We start from the raw sequence: 17,505 nt of genomic DNA, 5'->3' as shown, positions 1-17,505 counted from the left end.
CTCGTTCGGATGAAACACCGAACGAGGCACGAGCGTCTTCGCGTGGATCCGGACCGGAATCAGGCGCCGGGGCAACGAACGGTGTACGACCACTCGGTGTGGTCAGGGCCCGTGACGCGAACCAGAACGGACGACGCCCCACCGGCGGGCACGTTGACGACAGCTGAACCAGTTCCCTCGTTGATGTTGTCGCCGATGTATCCGGTGCTGTGGATCAACCGACCTTCGTAGTACACCTCGATCAGGTCCGGGACGTTTTCGGTCTCGTAGCCGAGCACGAACGAGGTCGGGCCACCGCGGCCGAGTTCGTGCTTGGTGCTGGTGATTCCTGCGCCGCCCGAGACGGTCGAGGCGTCGCAGCGCTGCGTGGGCGCAAACGATCCGCCGCCGCCGCTGCCGCTGGCCAGGCCACTGAGAATGTCCCTGACGTTGCCACTGGCCAGGCCGTTGACGATGTCCGTCGCGCTGGTCGAGCCGGCGTTCAGGCCGCCGAGGACGTCGTTGAGGTTCCCGGTGGCGATCCCGCCGACGATGTCACCCACGCTGCCGCTGGCGATGCCGTTTGCGATGTCGTTCCCGATATCGCCGACGCTTCCGTTGATCGTGGCGCTGCCACTGTCGATGCTTCCTTGCACACTTTCTTCGATGCCGGGGGCAGCGGACGCAGTCGCCGGAAGCACGAGGGCAACCGCCGCTCCGATCGTCGCGGCCGCCGCCAAGGTTCGAACGCCGGGACGGCGAGAACTCCAGTTGTTCAACATATTTGCTCCACGGGTAGTTGGTCGGTCGTCCTTCAGAGCGATCCTGTCAGCGGAGCGGATCGGTGAATATCGTTTGTTCGGCTGACCCCGGACCGCGGGGCAGTCGTTCGTGTGCGCTGCGGCGGCCGACGGGCGAATTCGTTCACGACGGGGGAGTCATTAGGATCAAGTGGTGACCAGTGCAGCTCCAGAGAACCCCCAGACCCCCGCCGACGCCCTACCCAAGAGCTGGGACCCCAGCGCGGTAGAGGCCGATCTGTATCAAGGCTGGGTAGACGCCGGGTACTTCCAGGCCGACGCGACCAGCGACAAGCCCGGCTACTCCATCGTGCTGCCGCCCCCGAACGTCACCGGCAGCCTGCACATGGGCCATGCCCTGGATCACACCCTCATGGACGTGCTCAGCCGTCGCAAGCGGATGCAGGGCTACGAGGTGCTGTGGCTGCCAGGCATGGACCACGCCGGTATCGCCACGCAGTCCGTCGTCGAGAAGCAACTCGCTGCCGACGGAAAGACCAAGGAAGATTTCGGCCGCGAGCTGTTCATCGACAAGGTCTGGGACTGGAAGCGCGAATCCGGTGGAACCATCGGTGGCCAGATGCGGCGCATCGGTGACGGCGTCGACTGGAGTCGTGATCGTTTCACGATGGACGAGGGCCTCTCCCGCGCCGTCCAGACCGTCTTCAAGCGCATGTTCGACGAGGGCCTGATCTACCGCGCCGAGCGTCTCGTGAACTGGTCGCCGGTGCTGCAGACCGCGATCTCCGACATCGAGGTGAAGTTCGAGGACGTCGAGGGTGAGCTGGTTTCCCTGCGCTACGGCTCGCTCGACGACAACGAGCCGCACGTCATCGTCGCGACCACTCGCGTCGAGACAATGCTCGGTGACACCGCAGTAGCGGTCCATCCCGAGGACGAGCGCTACAAGCACCTCATCGGCACCACTCTCGATCATCCGTTCACCGGGCGTCAGATCCCGATCATCGCCGACGACTACGTCGACCCCGAGTTCGGAACCGGCGCTGTGAAGATCACGCCGGCTCACGATCCCAACGACTTCGAGATGGGCCTGCGGCACAACCTGCCGATGCCCACCATCATGGACAAGACCGGCAAGATTGCCGACACCGGAACCGAATTCGACGGAATGGACCGCTTCGAGGCTCGCGTCAAGGTTCGCGAAGCTCTCGCCGAGCAGGGACGCGTCGTCGCCGAGAAGCGCCCGTACCTGCACAGCGTCGGGCACTCCGAGCGCAGTGGCGAGGCCATCGAGCCTCGTCTCTCGTTGCAGTGGTGGGTCAAGGTCGAGACGCTCGCCAAGGCTGCGGGTGACGCGGTTCGCAACGGGGACACCGTCATTCACCCGGCGAGCCAGGAGCCACGCTGGTTCGACTGGGTCGACAACATGCATGACTGGTGCATTTCCCGTCAACTCTGGTGGGGTCACCGCATTCCGGTCTGGTACGGCCCCGAGGGTGAAGTTGCGTGCTTCGGTCCTGACGAAACGGCGCCGGAAGGCTGGGTCCAGGATCCCGACGTCCTCGATACCTGGTTCTCCTCCGGACTGTGGCCCTTCTCGACGATGGGCTGGCCGGACAACACGCCCGAACTCGAAAAGTTCTATCCCACCAGTGTTCTCGTCACCGGCTACGACATCCTGTTCTTCTGGGTCGCCCGCATGATGATGTTCGGCACTTACGTGTCCGAGGACGAGTCGATCACCGCCGGTCCGGGTAAGTCCGGCGCGCAGATGCCGTTCAAGGACGTGTTCCTGCACGGACTGGTCCGCGATCAGTACGGCAAGAAGATGTCGAAGTCTCGCGGCAACGGTATCGACCCACTCGACTGGGTCGATCGTTTCGGCGCCGACGCCCTGCGATTCACACTTGCACGCGGCGCCAACCCGGGCAGCGACCTGTCCGTCGGTGAGGATTCGGCGCAGTCCTCGCGCAACTTCGCGACCAAGTTGTTCAACGCGACCAAGTTCGCTCTGATGAACGGCGCTGCTCCCGCGCCGCTGCCCGCTCGAAGCGAACTGACCGACGCCGATCGTTGGATCCTCGACCGTCTCGACACGGTCCAGGCCGAGGCGGACGCCGCATTCGATCGCTACGAGTTCAGCAAGGCGTGCGAAGGCCTGTTCCACTTCGCGTGGGACGAGGTCTGTGACTGGTACCTCGAACTCGCCAAGGTGCAGTTCGCCGCCGACGAGGCCGTCGCCGCGAACACCCGCGCCGTGCTCGGCAACGTTCTCGATGCACTGCTCCGCCTCCTGCACCCGGTCATTCCGTTCGTGACCGAAACCCTGTGGAAGGTGCTCACCGGCGGCGAGTCCGTGGTCGTCGCCGAATGGCCCGTGTTGTCCGGTGAGGCAGTCGACGCCCAGGCCGCAACCAGGATCGAAGACACGCAGAAGCTGATCACCGAGGTGCGACGATTCCGAAACGATCAGGGACTCAAGCCTTCCCAGAAGGTCCCGGCTCGTGCGTCCGGGCTCTCGGAGGCCGGCATGGACGGCCAGTTCGCCTACGTGGCGGCGCTGGCCAAGCTGACCGAACCCGAAGAGGGATTCACCGCGTCGATCTCCGTCGAGGTGCGCCTGAGCCAGGGCACCGTCACTGTCGACATCGACACCTCGGGCACCATCGACCTCGGCGCGGAGAAGAAGCGGCTCGAAAAGGACCTCGCGGCAGCGCAGAAGGAGCTCGTCACCGCTGACAACAAGCTGGCGAACGAGGCCTTCCTGGCGAAGGCGCCCGACGCCGTCGTCGACAAGATCAAGACACGTCGCCAGATCGCCGTCGAAGAGATCGAGCGCATCACGGGACGTCTGAAGGAGCTGGCCGACAAGTGAGTTCGTACGAGCCGTCCCAATTCGACGCTCAGAGTTCGGTTCCGACTCCGGTCGACATCGCCGAACTGGCGCTGGTGGAAGCAGAACTCGACAAGCGTTGGCCCGAGACCAAGATCGAGCCGTCACTGACTCGTATCGAGGCGCTCATGGATGTCCTGGGCTCGCCTCAGCACAACTATCCGTCGGTGCACGTCACGGGAACCAACGGTAAGACGTCGGTGACGCGCATGATCGATTCGTTGATGACGGCTCTGCATCGTCGCACCGGGCGAACCACCAGCCCTCATCTGCAAATCGCGACCGAGCGGATCAGCATCGACGGTCATCCGATCTCGCCGCGGCTCTACGTGGACACGTTCCGCGAGATCGAGCCGTACGTGCAGATGATCGACGCACAGTCGGAGGAAGCCGGGGGACCGGCGATGAGCAAGTTCGAAGTGCTCACCGCCATGGCCTATGCGGCCTTCGCGGAGGCGCCGGTCGACGTCGCCGTGGTCGAGGTCGGCCTCGGCGGACGCTGGGACGCCACCAACGTGATCGACGGGCAGGTTGCGGTGATCACCCCGATCAGCCTCGATCACGCCGAGTACCTGGGCACCGACCTGGCCGGGATCGCGGAGGAGAAGGCCGGGATCATCAAGAAGGGCCGCGAGGACCTGGTTCCGGTGGACACCGTCGCGATCATCGCCGAGCAGACTCCCGAAGTCATGGAGGTATTGCTGCGGCGTGCTGTCGAGGTGGAGGCCGCGGTCGCTCGTGAAGGCTCGGAGTTCAAGGTGCTTGCTCGCCAGATCGCGGTGGGCGGACAGCAGCTCGAACTTCAAGGCTTGAGCGGTGTGTACACCGACATCTTCCTCCCCCTTCACGGTGAGCATCAGGCGCGCAACGCCGCGCTCGCGCTCGCTGCCGTAGAAGCGTTCTTCGGTGCCGGTCCGGATCGACAACTGGATCAGGATGCAATCCGCAACGGGTTCGCCTCGGTCGTCAATCCCGGTCGCCTCGAACGTGTTCGGAGTGCGCCGACGGTCTTTCTCGACGCCGCCCACAATCCAGACGGTGCCCGCGCTCTCGCGGCCGCACTGGCCGCCGAGTTCGACTTCCGCAAGCTCGTGGGAGTGGTCAGCGTCATGGCGGACAAGGACGTCGACGCCATCCTGACTGCATTCGAATCCGTCTTCGACGAGATCGTCGTCACCCACAACGGGTCACCCCGGGCGATGGACGTCGAAGAACTGGCGAACATCGCCGTCGCGAAGTTCGGCGACGAGCGGGTCGTCGTTGCGCCGGTGCTTGCCGACGCCTTGGAAGTCGCGATCGAAATCGCCGAGCAGGTCGCCGAACCCGGTGAGGCCGTATCAGGGGCGGGTGTGGTGGTGACGGGATCCGTCGTGACCGCAGGCGCCGCCCGCACGCTGTTCGGAAAGGACCCCGCGTGAGTACCCCGTCAGATGCCAATCCCGAGTCCGGAGACCACGAGCCCGGAGACACTGCCGGCGAGTTCGGGCCGCCGACCAAGGACCCGTGGAAAAGCTTCCGCGGAGTGATGGCCGGAACCCTGATCCTCGAGGCGATCGTCGTGCTGCTGGCTTTGCCGGTTGTCGCGGTCGTCGGCGGAGGCCTCACCGCGGCCTCCGCGGGATTCATCATCGGGTTGGCGGTACTGATGATTCTGGGTGCGGGCATCCAGGGCAAGCCGTGGGCGATGGGGTTCAACGTCGCGCTGCAGGTGATCCTTCTGTTCGGTTTCTTCGTCCACCCGTCGATCGCCGGTGTGGCGATCACCTTCGGGATCGTCTGGGGATACCTCGTCTACCTGCAGAGAGACATCAAGCGCCGGATGGACAAGGGCCTGCTTCCCGGTCAGCGGGACTGACCATTTAGGCTGTCCGCTGTGACTGAGCGCACCCTCGTACTGATCAAGCCCGACGCCGTTGCCCGTGGATACGTAGGAGAAATCCTCAGCCGTATCGAGCGCAAAGGCCTGACAATTGCAGCACTCGACCTCCGCGTAGCTTCCGAAGAGGTGGCTGGTAGCCACTACGCAGAACACGCCGAGCGTCCGTTCTACCCGAGCTTGTTGGAGTTCATCACCTCCGGTCCGCTGGTGGCCGCAGTGCTCGAAGGCCCCCGAGCCATCGCTGCTTTCCGTCAGTTGGCCGGCGGAACCGACCCGGTCGACAAGGCTCTTCCGGGTACGATCCGCGGCGACTTCGGACTCGAAGCGCAGCAGAACCTCGTTCACGGCAGCGACTCCGTGGAGTCGGCAGAGCGTGAAATCGCTCTGTGGTTCCCGGCGCTGTCGTCCATCTGAATCTCCGATCGGGCCTCTGGCCCACATGAACGGGCCTTCGGCCCACATCTCCACAGCGAATTCTCGGCACGTATCCCACATCGGTGCGCCCTTTGCAGTTGCAGGCGCGTTGGTGTGGGATACTGCTTTCAGTTGAACCGCAATTTGTTTTACGCACGTTCAACCGGATGACACCTAGGTTCGATGCCCTTTCATCGCTGCTCCAGGTCAACAGGAAATCCCTGGACCTCTGCACGCTGGATGATCAGGCGCTCGCGCACAGGACAACGGCCATCCAGCCAGGCACTTCATGTGCTCGCAGTGAATAACGGGCATTGCGGACCATGCGGAGCGAGACCTTACAATCTCGTACTCACTTCTGAGTGCGAGTACACACAGCACGCTCCCGCGTGGCCGCGTGACAACTCGACTTCTGGGTTGGACGCGCCCGGGGGCTGAGGAGACTTACGTGGCCGATCAATCCCCAACCGAATCAGATTCCAGCACCACCCCGGAATTTCCCGACAAGATGCGCGTACACGCGCTGGCGAAGTTGCTCGGCGTCACCAGCAAGCAGGTCCTTGCCGAAGCCGCAGCGCTCGGTACCGAATTGCGCAGCGCGCAGTCGAGTCTCCACCGTGACGTCGCTCAGCGGATTCATGCCTCGTTGACTTCCGCGGCCGAGGCCATCGAGCCCGTCGTCGCCGAGCTCGACACCCTCATCGACCCGGTTGTCGAGGCGCCGGTTGCCGAGGAGCCTGCTGCAGAAGCTCCCGTGGAGGCTCCTGTTGCAGAGGCTCCGGCCGAGAAGCCTGTCAGGGCTCGTCGCACCCGCAAAAAGGTCGTCGTCGAAGAACCTGCAGCAGAAGAAGCAGTGGATCCGGCTGTCGCCGAGATCAGCGCTGGACTCGACGCCGCTGCTGCGCTGCAGAGCAAGGAAGCCGAGCAGTCCGATCTGTTCACTTCCTTCGAGGCGCCGCAGACCCATCAGCCCGAGGTGGCTCCCGCCGCGCCGCAGGTCCCGCTGTTCCTGCAGCCGGATCTCGAAGCCGCCGAGGTAGCTCCGCGTCGCCGTCGCGCACGCCGCGAGCCTGCTGCACCGGCGGTCGTCGAAGAGAAGCAGACAACCGCGGAAGCCGAAACCGTCGTTCCCGAGGCAGCGCCGGTTGCAGTTCCTGCCGTCGAAGAGCCGGCTGTGACCGCACCGCAAACCGAGGGCGAGAGCGCCGAGTCCGAGGACGAGGACGACGATCAGCCGCGTCGCCGTCGTCGTGGACGCCGTGGACGTGGACGTGGTCGCGGTGAACAGGGTGGCGAGCAGGGTTCGGACGAAGAGTCGGATACCGCTACCGAATCGGAGCAGGAATCTGCCCCTGCGGCAGTCGAGAAGCAAACCGACGACGCTGCCGGCGAAGAATCCGGTGATAAGTCCGAGTCCACCGCTGATGCGGATTCCGAGAACGCCGACGATTCCGATCTCGATGCCGACGGATCGAGCCGCCGTCGCCGTCGTCGTCGTCGTCGCAAGACCGGCACCGACGGCGCCACCGACGCGGCTGCGACGTCCGAGGACGATCCGCCGAACACCGTCGTTCACGAGCGCGAGCCGCGCAACAAGACCCGCGTCAAGGACGAGGTCCAGGGCATCAGTGGTTCGACACGTCTGGAAGCGAAGCGCCAGCGTCGCCGCGACGGTCGTGACGCGGGCCGACGTCGCCCACCGATCCTGACCGAGTCGGAGTTCCTCGCGCGTCGTGAGGCCGTCGATCGCGTCATGGTTGTGCGCGATCGGGCAGACAGCGGTCAGCCGCATGCGACTACACAGGTAGCAGTCCTCGAAGACGGAGTGCTGGTCGAGCACTTCGTCACCAACTCGGCGTCCGCGTCGATGGTCGGCAACGTGTACCTCGGACGTGTCCAGAACGTGCTCCCCAGCATGGAAGCTGCGTTCATCGACATCGGACGTGGCCGCAACGGTGTTCTCTACGCCGGTGAGGTCAACTGGGAGGCTGCCGGTCTCGGTGGCAACTCGCGCAAGATCGAGCAGGCTCTCAAGCCTGGCGATCAGGTGCTCGTTCAGGTCAGCAAGGATCCGGTCGGCCACAAGGGTGCTCGACTGACGACACAGATTTCGCTTGCCGGTCGTTTCCTCGTCTACGTGCCCGGTGGTACGTCCACGGGTATCAGCCGCAAGCTTCCGGACACCGAGCGCAAGCGTCTCAAGGAAATCTTGCGCGACATCGTGCCCGCCGACGCGGGCGTGATCATTCGCACGGCGTCCGAGGGCGTCAGCGAAGAAGAGTTGGCGCGCGACGTGACTCGTCTGCAGGCTCAGTGGGCCGGCATCGAGGAGCAGGCTGCGGCTGCGGACACCGGTAAGTCCGGCAACCCGCAGGCGCTGTACGAAGAGCCTGACATGCTGGTCAAGGTCATTCGTGATCTGTTCAACGAGGACTTCTCCAAGCTGGTCATCGAGGGCGAGAAGGCGCACACGACGGTCGAGAACTACATCAACTCCGTTGCGCCCGACCTGCTTCCGCGGCTCGAGAAGTACACGCCGAACAACGGTATCGACGTCTTCGCGGCTCGCCGTATCGACGAGCAGTTGGCCAAGGCACTCGATCGCAAGGTGTGGCTGCCGTCCGGCGGCACCCTGGTGATCGACCGCACCGAGGCCATGACCGTCGTCGACGTCAACACCGGCAAGTTCACCGGAGCCGGCGGAAACCTCGAAGAGACCGTCACCCGTAACAACCTCGAAGCGGCCGAGGAGATCGTTCGCCAGATGCGCCTGCGGGACATCGGCGGAATGATCGTCGTCGACTTCATCGACATGGTTCTCGAATCGAACCGGGACCTGGTCCTGCGTCGGCTCACCGAATGCCTGGGTCGCGATCGCACGCGCCATCAGGTGTCGGAGGTCACGTCACTCGGGCTCGTGCAGATGACGCGCAAGAAGTTGGGCACCGGATTGGTCGAGGCCTTCTCGACCACCTGTGAGCACTGCCACGGCCGCGGCATCATCGTCCATTCCGAGCCCGTCGAGGTGAAGTCCTCGGACGACGGAGGATCGCGTTCGGGCTCGCAGCGCAGTGATTCCGGTACCTCGCGCAAGAACAAGCGTGGCCGCGGAGACAAGTCGGCTTCGACCGAGTCCAACGGACAGGAAGCTCCGGCGCCGGAGGTTCCGGCCGTCGACGCGACGGTCAAGCGGGCTCATCCGGTGGCATTGGCGATGGCCTCGCATCACCACGACGACGACGAGACCGTCGCGGCCGACTCGACCGAGTCTGATTCCGCCGGTGTGTCTTCGGGGGACGATGCATCCAAAAGTGCCGATCGGCAACAAGATCGGCCGATCGATACTCCTGCTGCTGCTGAGCACCATGACGTTCCTGTTGTGGACTCTGCTGCGGAAGAAGTATCCGCAGTGGACAACGAGTCGGCCGCAGCTTCGACCGAAGCAGCTCCGCGCGGTCGTCGGCGTAGTCGCCGGGCGTCGCGGGCAGCGTCGGCACCGGTTGCCGAGGCAGCTCCCGAGGTGGGCACGGTCTTCGTGATTCCGACTCCGGAACCCGTGGTGGACGCGGTCGCGGAAAACGTTCCGGCTCCGGCCACCGAAGTTCCGGCCGAGGAAGAAGTTGTCGTCGTCAAGAGACCCCGTCGCAGGCGTGCAGCAGCACGTCCCGCAGGTCCTCCGGTAGACGGAGAGTAAGAACTACTGGCTTTCGGTCGGTTGGATGACTTCGCGATGAGCGAGGACATCCAACCGCTATCCGAAGTTTCAGCTGGTAGAAGCAGTACAGAGTAGTAAGCACCACCCCTCGGCGGGGCGGTTTGACCCTGACGGTTGCTTTCCCGTAACCTTGGAGGGTCGCCACCCGGCGGTAGAGATTCCGTGTGCCTAGAGTGCGCGTGAATGTCCCGGTACGTCAGTGCCGAGCCGAGGTGACATAAACCAGACCAGTCGCGATGCATTTGAAGCCTCAGGCAGCAGCGCGAGCAAGTTCGAAGAAGCAAGGGGTAGCCCTCCGATGGCAACGTACGCGATCGTCAAGACCGGCGGAAAGCAGTACAAGGTCGCTGTTGGTGACCTCGTCAAGGTCGAGAAGATCGAGGGTGAGCCCGGCACTGCTGTCTCGCTTGCTCCCGTTCTCGTGGTCGACGGATCTGACCTGACCACCGACGCGGCCAAGCTGGCCAAGGTCGCAGTCACCAGTGAGATCGTCGAGCACACCAAGGGCCCGAAGATCCGCATCCACAAGTTCAAGAACAAGACCGGTTACCACAAGCGTCAGGGCCACAGGCAGCCGATCACGGTGCTCAAGGTCACGGGCATCAAGTAACCAGTTCTTTCTAGCTAATTTCACCCGAGGAGGGTCAATAGCATGGCACATAAGAAGGGTGCATCCAGCTCCCGTAACGGTCGCGATTCAAACGCCCAGCGCCTCGGCGTGAAGCGCTTCGGCGGCCAGTCGGTCAGCGCAGGCGAAATCCTGGTTCGCCAGCGCGGCACGCACTTCCACCCCGGCGTCAACGTCGGCCGTGGCGGCGACGACACCCTGTTCGCTCTCGCTGCCGGTGCAGTCGAGTTCGGCCAGAAGCGTGGACGCAAGACCGTGAACATCGTTCCGGCCGTCGTTGCGGCTGAGGTCTAGTCTTTCTCGCTAGTTGTGCGTCATCGGTTCTACTTCGGTAAGCCGGTTCTGCTTTCGGTAAGAGAGTGACGCGTTCCAAGCTCCCGATAGGGGCGGACCAGGGTTGAAATAACCCGGTCCGCCCCTATCGTTTGTTTAAGCAGTACCCGTTTTGCCCCGAGCAACCCTGCTCACCAGAAGTTCAGCTCATCGCGTGAGACCCGCAATTGACTGAGGAAGGATCCGGCAGTCATGTCCCGATTCATTGACCGTGTTGTGCTGCACGTCAGCGCTGGAAAAGGCGGCAATGGTTGCGCCTCCGTACACCGCGAGAAGTTCAAACCGCTCGGCGGTCCGGACGGTGCCAACGGAGGTCGCGGTGGCGACGTCATCCTTGTGGTCGACGAGAACATCCACACCCTCCTCGACTTTCACTTCCATCCCAACGCGAAGGCGACCAACGGCAAGCAGGGCGCCGGCAGCAACCGCGAGGGTGCAAACGGTGAAGACCTCATCCTCAAGGTTCCGGATGGAACTGTGGTTCTCGATACCGACGGCAACGTGCTTGCCGACCTCGTGGGAGTCGGTTCACGCTTCGACGCCGCTCAGGGCGGCCGCGGCGGACTCGGCAACGCAGCACTCGCCTCGAAAGCCCGCAAAGCTCCCGGTTTCGCACTCCTCGGTGAGGACGGTGTCGAGCGTGACCTGGTTCTCGAACTCAAGTCGGTAGCCGACGTCGGTCTGCTCGGATTCCCCTCCGCCGGTAAGTCTTCGCTTGTGTCCGTTCTCTCTGCGGCCAAGCCGAAGATCGCCGACTACCCCTTCACCACTCTGGTCCCCAACCTCGGCGTCGTCTCGAGCGGCGACACCACCTTCACCGTCGCCGACGTGCCCGGGCTGATCCCCGGTGCCAGCGAAGGCCGCGGTTTGGGCCTGGACTTCCTGCGCCACATCGAACGCTGCGCCGTATTGGCGCACGTGATCGACTGCGCCACCCTCGATCCGGGACGTGACCCGATCTCCGACATCGACGCCTTGGAAGCAGAGCTGGCTGCGTACACGCCTGCGCTCTCCGGCGATTCGGGACTCGGCGACCTCGACAAGCGCCCGCGCGTCGTCATCCTCAACAAGACCGACGTTCCCGAGGCCGCCGAATTGGCCGAAATGGTCACGCCTGAGATCGAAGCTCGCGGATGGCCGGTCTTCACCATCTCGGCGGTGAGCCGAGAAGGATTGCGACCGTTGACATTCGCGCTGGCGAAGATGGTCCGCGACTACCGCGAAGCTCATCCGAAGCCCGAGCCGAAGCGCCAGGTCATTCGCCCGGTCAAGGTCAAGGATTCCAGCTTCACCATCGAGAAGGATCCCGATATTCCCGGTGGGTTCGTCGTCCGAGGCACCCGCCCGGAGCGGTGGATTCGTCAGACCGCCTTCGACAACGACGAGGCCGTTGGTTACCTCGCCGACCGTCTTGCTCGATTGGGCGTCGAGGACGCATTGGTCAAGAAGGGCGCTCAGCCAGGAGCTTCCGTCACCATCGGCGACGTCAGCTTCGAGTGGGAGCCGATGACGCCGGCCGGTATCGATCTGACCCGCACGGGCCGTGGAACCGACCCGCGTCTCGATCAGGTGGAGCGCATCGGCGCCGACGAGCGCAAGCACGCGCGTCGTGTCCGCCGCGGCTTGCTCGACGAAGACGCCTGACCCACGCGATTTCAGGACGAAAACCGAAGAGAGGGAACGGGACTGTGCTCGGGTCCACCAGGGAGTCGATAGCGTCGGCTCACAGTATCGTCGTGAAGATCGGGTCGTCTGCGCTCACCAGTCTGGTGGCGGGACTCGATACTCACCGACTCGATCTGTTGGCCGACGCCATCGAGGCTCGCATGCGTGCGGGTTCCGATGTCGTCGTCGTCTCGTCCGGTGCCGTCGGCGCCGGACTGGCGCCGCTGGGACTGACCAAGCGGCCTCGCGATCTCGCGACCAAGCAGGCTGCGGCCAGCGTCGGTCAGTTGGCTCTGGCTCACGCCTGGGGTACGTCGTTCGCCCGTTACGGCCGTACCGTCGGGCAGGTTCTACTCACGGCTGACGACATCGCTCGACGGACGCAGCACCGCAACGCCCAACGGACACTCGATCGTCTACGGGCATTGCACGCGGTGGCGATCGTGAACGAGAACGACACCGTTGCCACCACCGAACTTCGATTCGGTGACAACGATCGGCTGGCTGCACTGGTTGCTCATCTGGTCGGCGCCGACGCGTTGATCCTGCTGTCGGATGTGGACGGACTGTACGACGGGGATCCCCGAAAGGGCGATGCCACACTGATTCCCGAGGTCAACAGTCCCGAGGATCTCGACGGTGTGGTTGCCGGTTCGGGTGGCGCCCTCGGTACCGGAGGCATGGCGTCGAAGCTCTCAGCAGCACGCCTGGCCGCTGATTCCGGCGTGCCGGTTCTGCTCGCGGCAGCATCGGACGCTGCGCAGGCACTCAGTGGTGCCGATGTCGGAACGGCATTTGCGCCCCGGCCGACGCGATTGTCGGCCCGCCGATTCTGGGTTCGTCACGCCGCTGACACATCGGGTGACCTCCACCTCGACGAAGGCGCCGTCCGCGCGGTCGTGTCCAAGCGTCGAAGCCTTCTGTCCGCTGGCATCGTCGGTGTATCCGGTGACTTCCACGCCGGCGACGTAGTGTCCCTGATGGGGCCGGGGGAGAAGCCCGTCGCCCGGGGTGTCGTTGCGTTCGACGCTGCGGAGATCGAGGAGATCCTGGGGCGCTCCACCACCGATCTACCGGCCGACATGCAGCGTCCTGTGGTTCACGCGGACGACTTGGTGGCGCTGTAGCTTTCGTGTTCGACGAGGGCGGAAAGTGCTTCAGCGCAACCGACTTCGAGCTTGAGGTCGGCGAATTCGTCGCCGCGAGTCGTGCCTCGATTGACGATGGCGATCGGCTTCCCGGTCTTGGCGGCATACCGGACGAAACGTAGGCCGGACATCACGGTCAACGACGACCCGGCTACCAACAGAGCGTCGGATTGGTCGACAAGGCTGTATGCACGGGCGACGCGTTCCTTGGGGACGGATTCGCCGAAGTAGACGATGTCCGGTTTGAGTAAGCCACCGCACACGGCGCAATCCACGACGCGAAAGTGTGCGGTGGATTCGATCACGGCATCTGCGTCGGGTGCGATTTCGACTCCTGTTGCAGCAGCGACTGTTTCGGCGAATCCAGGATTGGCTTCTTCCAGTCTCTCCGCGAGAGTGGTACGGGAGATCAGCCGCTGGCAGCTCAGGCATCGAACCTGCGCGTAGGTGCCGTGGAGGTCGATGACGTTTCGCGCGCCGGCCTTGGTGTGCAGGAGGTCGACGTTCTGGGTGATCACGCCGACGGCTCGCCCTGTTCGTTCCAGTGCCGCGACGGCCCGGTGGCCCTGGTTGGGGCGGGAGCTGTCCATGTATCGCCAGCCGATGTGGTTGCGCGCCCAGTAGTGCCGCCGAAACGCCGGATCGCCGATGAACTGCTGGAACGTCATCGGATTGCGCGGGGGTGAATCAGGTCCGCGGTAGTCCGGGATTCCGGAGTCGGTGGAGATGCCGGCGCCCGTCAGAACTGCCAGGCGACGGCCGGCCAGGAGCTCGGGAAGGGCGTCGAGGCGGCTGTTGTCGGTAGGCACCGTTCCAGGATAGGCGCGTGTGCGAGACGGAGGCGCGGAGGAAGTCCGAAATGTTCAATAGAACACGTGTGCGATCGCCAATACTCGTACACATGAACACAGTGAACCCGATCCCCGCTGGTTACCGCACGATCACTCCCTACCTTGCGGTGCCGGACGGCCACGCCGCACTCGACTACTACAAACGAGCACTTGGAGCTGAGATAGTCGATGCGATGAATGCACCTGACGGCTCCCTCATGCATGCGGAGATCCGGATCGGCGATTCGATGCTGCAGCTTTCGCAGGAGATGCCGAACTTCGGTCTCAAATCACCGCAGGACGGCTGGGTGCATTCGTCGATCGTCGTCTACACCGAGGACACGGACGAGTTTGTCGCTCGGGCAGTCGCCGAGGGGGGCACGCTGGTCACGGCTGTGGCCGATACATTTTCGGGCGACCGGCATGGAGTGTTTCTCGATCCGTTCGGCCACAGGTGGGCAGTATGCACGAAGGTCGAGGATGTACCTGCCGAAGAGGTCGCTCGCCGGGCGCGGGCGCTCTTCTTTCCGGAGACGCAGTCGCCACAGTAATTTGTGGCAACCGTGGTCCGAGAATTCGAGCTTCGGCGGCGTTCTCAGTATCCGGCTACGGGGTCCACGAGGGCAGCCAGCGCCTCACCCTTCGCGAAGCGGGTCACGTTCTTGGAGACGTGATCCGCGAACGCGGCGGGGCGAACGCCTGGCGGATTGGAATCGTGGGGTGTGATGATCGCATTCGTCAGATCCCACAGTGGGTGACCGTCCGGGAGGGGTTCGGGATCGGTGACGTCGAGACCGGCGCCGCCGATCTGTTCCGACTCGATGGCCTCGACCAGTGCGTCGGTGTCGACCAGTGATCCGCGCGCGACATTGATCACCCAGGAATGGGGTTGCATCGCCGCCAACTGCGCACGGCCCACGAGGTGACGGGTGGCCGGGGTGGCGGGCGCAGCAATCACGAAGTGATCTGCGCGAGAATAGATTTCATCCATTCTGGATGCGGGGTACGTGGAGATCGCCCCGGGGACCGGGCTACCGGAACGATTGACTGCGATGCTGTCCGCCCCCTGCGCGGCCAGCATCGGAATCAGCGCGCGGCCGATACCGCCCGCGCCGATGATCGCAACCGTCGAGCCACGAAGGGTGCCGATCTTGGGAAAGAACTCGAACTGACGCCACGTTCGAGCCTCGATGTGTGCAGGCAAGTGACGAACTCCGGCCAAGAGAAGCATGAGTGCATGCTCGGCCACCGACGCCGAAAACGCACCGGCCGCCGAGGTCCACGTGATTTCTGTGTCCTTCGGAATCACACCGGAGTCGAACCAATCCTCGATTCCCGCCGACGGAAGCTGCACCCACCTGACCGACGCCGGTAACTCCGACGGAAAGGTCTCGGGTGAGCCCGCCCAGATCAGGGCGTCCGCAGTGTCGATCGGACTGATCAGACCACCGCCCCGAAGCACCGCGCTGTCGAGCAGTGCATCGGGGACGGGGCCGATCGCTACGCGTGGAGAGGTGTCAGTCGCCATGACTAGACGCTACGCGGGGACCTCCACCAGTGGGTAGACACCGTTCTCGTCGTGCACCTCACGCCCGGTGACCGGCGGATTGAACACGCACAGCATGCGCATCTGCGTGTCCGGCTCGACGCGGTGACGCTCGTGGCCGTTGAGCAGGTACATCGACCCCGGTGCGAGATCGTATTCCTTGTTGTTGTCGAGGTCGATCAGCTTGCCGGTGCCCTCGACGAGCCAGACAGCCTCGACGTGGTTGGCGTAATGGAACTCGTTGACCGAACCCGCCTTGATGGTGGTCTCGTGGAACGAGAACCCGACGCGGTCGCCGCCGAGGACGATGCGCTTGCTGCGCCAGTTTCCGTCCTCACTCGTGATGTCGCGGTCGGTGTCGGTGATCTCGGTGGTGGTGCGAACGATCATGGGAGAGTCCTTCCTCTAGCTGCAGACCTTGAGTGTCGCCTCGGCCAGGATGGAGAGGCCGTGCTCGAGCTCGTCGTCGGTAATCGTCAGTGCGGGAAGCAGTTTCACAACCTGGTCGGAGGGTCCGGAGGTCTCGGCGAGCAATCCCTCGTCGAATGCCAACTGGCAGACCTTGCCGGCGCGCTCGGGCTGTTCGAAGACGAGGCCCTGAACCAAGCCACGCCCGCGGTGCGAGACCTCGCCGGGGAACTGATCGGAGAGGTTGGCGAAGCATTCGCTGATGCGTGCGCCCTTCTTCAACGTCGTCTTGGTGAGTGCGTCGTCGGACCAGTAGTGGTCGAGTGCCACCTTGGAGGTGACGAACGCCGGGTTGTTGCCGCGGAAGGTGCCGTTGTGCTCGCCCGGTCCCCAGACGTCGAGTTCACGCTTGAACAGCGTGAGCGCCATCGGCATTCCGTAGCCGCTGATCGACTTGGACAACGTGACGATGTCGGGAACGATTCCGGCCTCTTCGAAGGAGAAGAACGGGCCGGTACGGCCGCAACCCATCTGGACGTCGTCGACGATCAACAGGATTCCGCGATCCGAGCACAGTGTTGCCAGCGCCCGAAGCCATTCGGGGCGAGCGACATTGACGCCACCTTCACCCTGCACGGTTTCGACGATCACTGCCGCGGGGCGGTTGATTCCACTGCCGGAATCATCGAGAACGCGGGAGAACCACTGGAAGTCCTCGGTGACGCCGTCGAAGTAGTTGTCGAAGGGCATCGGTGTCGTGTGCACGAGGGGGACACCGGCGCCCGCGCGCTTCATCGAGTTGCCGGTCACGGAGAGTGCACCAAGTGTCATTCCGTGAAATGCGTTGGTGAAGTTGATGACTGCCGAACGTCCGGTGACCTTGCGGGCCAGCTTCAGTGCAGCCTCGACGGTGTTCGATCCGGTCGGGCCGGGGAACTGGACCTTGTAGTCCAGGCCGCGCGGCTCGAGGATGTTGCGCTGAAAGGTCTCGAGGAATTCGCGTTTGGCGACTGTCGACATGTCAAGGCCGTGCGTGATGCCGTCGCTCATGATGTAGTCGACCAGTGCGGACTTGAGCACCGGGTTGTTGTGGCCGTAGTTGAGGGCGCCGGCACCGGCGAAGAAATCGAGGTAGTCGCGTCCGTTCTCGTCACGAATCCAGGATCCGGATGCGCTGGTGAACACTGCGGGCCAGTCACGGCAGTAGCTGCGAACCTCGGACTCGAGGGTTTCAAAAATGCTTGCTTCGTTGATATTCATATCTTCTTTGTTCCTCCGGGGCATGCTGTATGCCGAGCGCGAAGTG

Annotated in this window: 15 protein-coding genes; 10 read left to right on the top strand and 5 right to left on the bottom strand. The window is 63.9% G+C overall.

Translation table 11 applies throughout. The annotated features are described in order from the left end of the window. Positions 1-59 precede the first annotated feature (59 nt). Complete coding sequence (locus RHP72_RS18215; RefSeq protein WP_019749074.1) at positions 60-761, bottom strand: hypothetical protein; 702 nt, start codon at positions 759-761, stop codon at positions 60-62. A gap of 172 nt (positions 762-933) precedes the next feature. Here RHP72_RS18215 and RHP72_RS18210 point away from each other — a divergent pair, with 172 nt between their 5' ends. The 9 genes from RHP72_RS18210 (at position 934) to proB (ending at position 13,394) form a co-directional block, all read left to right on the top strand. Further along, entirely contained in the window at positions 934-3,615 is a 2,682-nt protein-coding gene (locus RHP72_RS18210; protein ID WP_064074827.1) for a valine--tRNA ligase, read from the top strand. Further along, complete coding sequence (locus RHP72_RS18205) at positions 3,612-5,051, top strand: folylpolyglutamate synthase/dihydrofolate synthase family protein (RefSeq protein WP_007730993.1); 1,440 nt, start codon at positions 3,612-3,614, stop codon at positions 5,049-5,051. Before RHP72_RS18210 ends, RHP72_RS18205 begins: the two co-directional genes overlap by 4 nt. Next, positions 5,048-5,488: a DUF4233 domain-containing protein gene (locus RHP72_RS18200; RefSeq protein ID WP_003944448.1), complete on the top strand. Its 441-nt coding sequence runs from the start codon at positions 5,048-5,050 to the stop codon at positions 5,486-5,488. Before RHP72_RS18205 ends, RHP72_RS18200 begins: the two co-directional genes overlap by 4 nt. 18 nt (positions 5,489-5,506) lie before the next feature. Next, positions 5,507-5,926: a nucleoside-diphosphate kinase gene (ndk, locus tag RHP72_RS18195; RefSeq protein WP_003944527.1), complete on the top strand. Its 420-nt coding sequence runs from the start codon at positions 5,507-5,509 to the stop codon at positions 5,924-5,926. A 448-nt stretch (positions 5,927-6,374) separates the two neighbouring features. After that, positions 6,375-9,620: a translation initiation factor IF-2 N-terminal domain-containing protein gene (locus tag RHP72_RS18190; protein ID WP_311093660.1), complete on the top strand. Its 3,246-nt coding sequence runs from the start codon at positions 6,375-6,377 to the stop codon at positions 9,618-9,620. A gap of 319 nt (positions 9,621-9,939) precedes the next feature. Continuing rightward, on the top strand, positions 9,940-10,251 hold the full coding sequence (rplU, locus tag RHP72_RS18185; RefSeq protein ID WP_003944533.1) for a 50S ribosomal protein L21: 312 nt from the start codon (positions 9,940-9,942) through the stop codon (positions 10,249-10,251). A 42-nt stretch (positions 10,252-10,293) separates the two neighbouring features. After that, entirely contained in the window at positions 10,294-10,563 is a 270-nt protein-coding gene (gene rpmA / locus RHP72_RS18180) for a 50S ribosomal protein L27 (protein ID WP_003944532.1), read from the top strand. 231 nt (positions 10,564-10,794) lie between these two features. Beyond that, on the top strand, positions 10,795-12,246 hold the full coding sequence (gene obgE / locus RHP72_RS18175) for a GTPase ObgE (protein WP_003944579.1): 1,452 nt from the start codon (positions 10,795-10,797) through the stop codon (positions 12,244-12,246). A gap of 44 nt (positions 12,247-12,290) precedes the next feature. Then, positions 12,291-13,394, top strand: coding sequence for a glutamate 5-kinase (gene proB / locus RHP72_RS18170; protein ID WP_003944552.1), 1,104 nt, complete (start codon positions 12,291-12,293; stop codon positions 13,392-13,394). Here the strand turns inward: proB and RHP72_RS18165 are convergent. After that, entirely contained in the window at positions 13,367-14,224 is an 858-nt protein-coding gene (locus RHP72_RS18165; protein WP_007730998.1) for an NAD-dependent protein deacetylase, read from the bottom strand. The two genes, proB and RHP72_RS18165, sit on opposite strands and share 28 nt — an antisense overlap. Positions 14,225-14,274: 50 nt before the next feature. Here RHP72_RS18165 and RHP72_RS18160 point away from each other — a divergent pair, with 50 nt between their 5' ends. Next, positions 14,275-14,796: a VOC family protein gene (locus tag RHP72_RS18160; RefSeq protein WP_134929644.1), complete on the top strand. Its 522-nt coding sequence runs from the start codon at positions 14,275-14,277 to the stop codon at positions 14,794-14,796. Positions 14,797-14,840: 44 nt separating this feature from the next. Here RHP72_RS18160 and RHP72_RS18155 read toward each other — a convergent pair whose 3' ends face one another. Genes RHP72_RS18155 through ectB form a run of 3 tightly spaced genes read right to left on the bottom strand, consistent with a single transcriptional unit; the run spans position 14,841 to position 17,459 of the window. Next, a complete protein-coding gene (locus RHP72_RS18155) occupies positions 14,841-15,773 on the bottom strand; it encodes a D-isomer specific 2-hydroxyacid dehydrogenase family protein (protein WP_007731007.1) in 933 nt (310 codons plus the stop codon). 9 nt (positions 15,774-15,782) lie between these two features. After that, positions 15,783-16,181, bottom strand: coding sequence for an ectoine synthase (locus RHP72_RS18150; protein ID WP_003944463.1), 399 nt, complete (start codon positions 16,179-16,181; stop codon positions 15,783-15,785). A gap of 15 nt (positions 16,182-16,196) precedes the next feature. Continuing rightward, positions 16,197-17,459, bottom strand: coding sequence for a diaminobutyrate--2-oxoglutarate transaminase (gene ectB / locus RHP72_RS18145; protein WP_007731008.1), 1,263 nt, complete (start codon positions 17,457-17,459; stop codon positions 16,197-16,199). Positions 17,460-17,505 lie beyond the last annotated feature (46 nt).

The organism is Rhodococcus sp. SG20037, assembly GCF_031763325.1.
GTDB classification, from domain to species: Bacteria; Actinomycetota; Actinomycetes; order Mycobacteriales; family Mycobacteriaceae; genus Rhodococcus_F; species Rhodococcus_F qingshengii.
This window is presented reverse-complemented; position numbering and strand designations above follow the sequence as displayed.

Bases quoted from the DNA above. Each gene is read 5' to 3' on its own strand.
- ectB (WP_007731008.1), bottom strand. From the start codon at position 17,459: ATGAATATCAACGAAGCAAGCATTTTTGAAACCCTCGAGTCCGAGGTT.
- RHP72_RS18155 (WP_007731007.1), bottom strand. From the start codon at position 15,773: ATGGCGACTGACACCTCTCCACGCGTAGCGATCGGCCCCGTCCCCGAT.
- rpmA (WP_003944532.1), top strand. From the start codon at position 10,294: ATGGCACATAAGAAGGGTGCATCCAGCTCCCGTAACGGTCGCGATTCA.
- RHP72_RS18215 (WP_019749074.1), bottom strand. From the start codon at position 761: ATGTTGAACAACTGGAGTTCTCGCCGTCCCGGCGTTCGAACCTTGGCG.
- obgE (WP_003944579.1), top strand. From the start codon at position 10,795: ATGTCCCGATTCATTGACCGTGTTGTGCTGCACGTCAGCGCTGGAAAA.
- RHP72_RS18160 (WP_134929644.1), top strand. From the start codon at position 14,275: ATGTTCAATAGAACACGTGTGCGATCGCCAATACTCGTACACATGAAC.
- RHP72_RS18150 (WP_003944463.1), bottom strand. From the start codon at position 16,181: ATGATCGTTCGCACCACCACCGAGATCACCGACACCGACCGCGACATC.
- rplU (WP_003944533.1), top strand. From the start codon at position 9,940: ATGGCAACGTACGCGATCGTCAAGACCGGCGGAAAGCAGTACAAGGTC.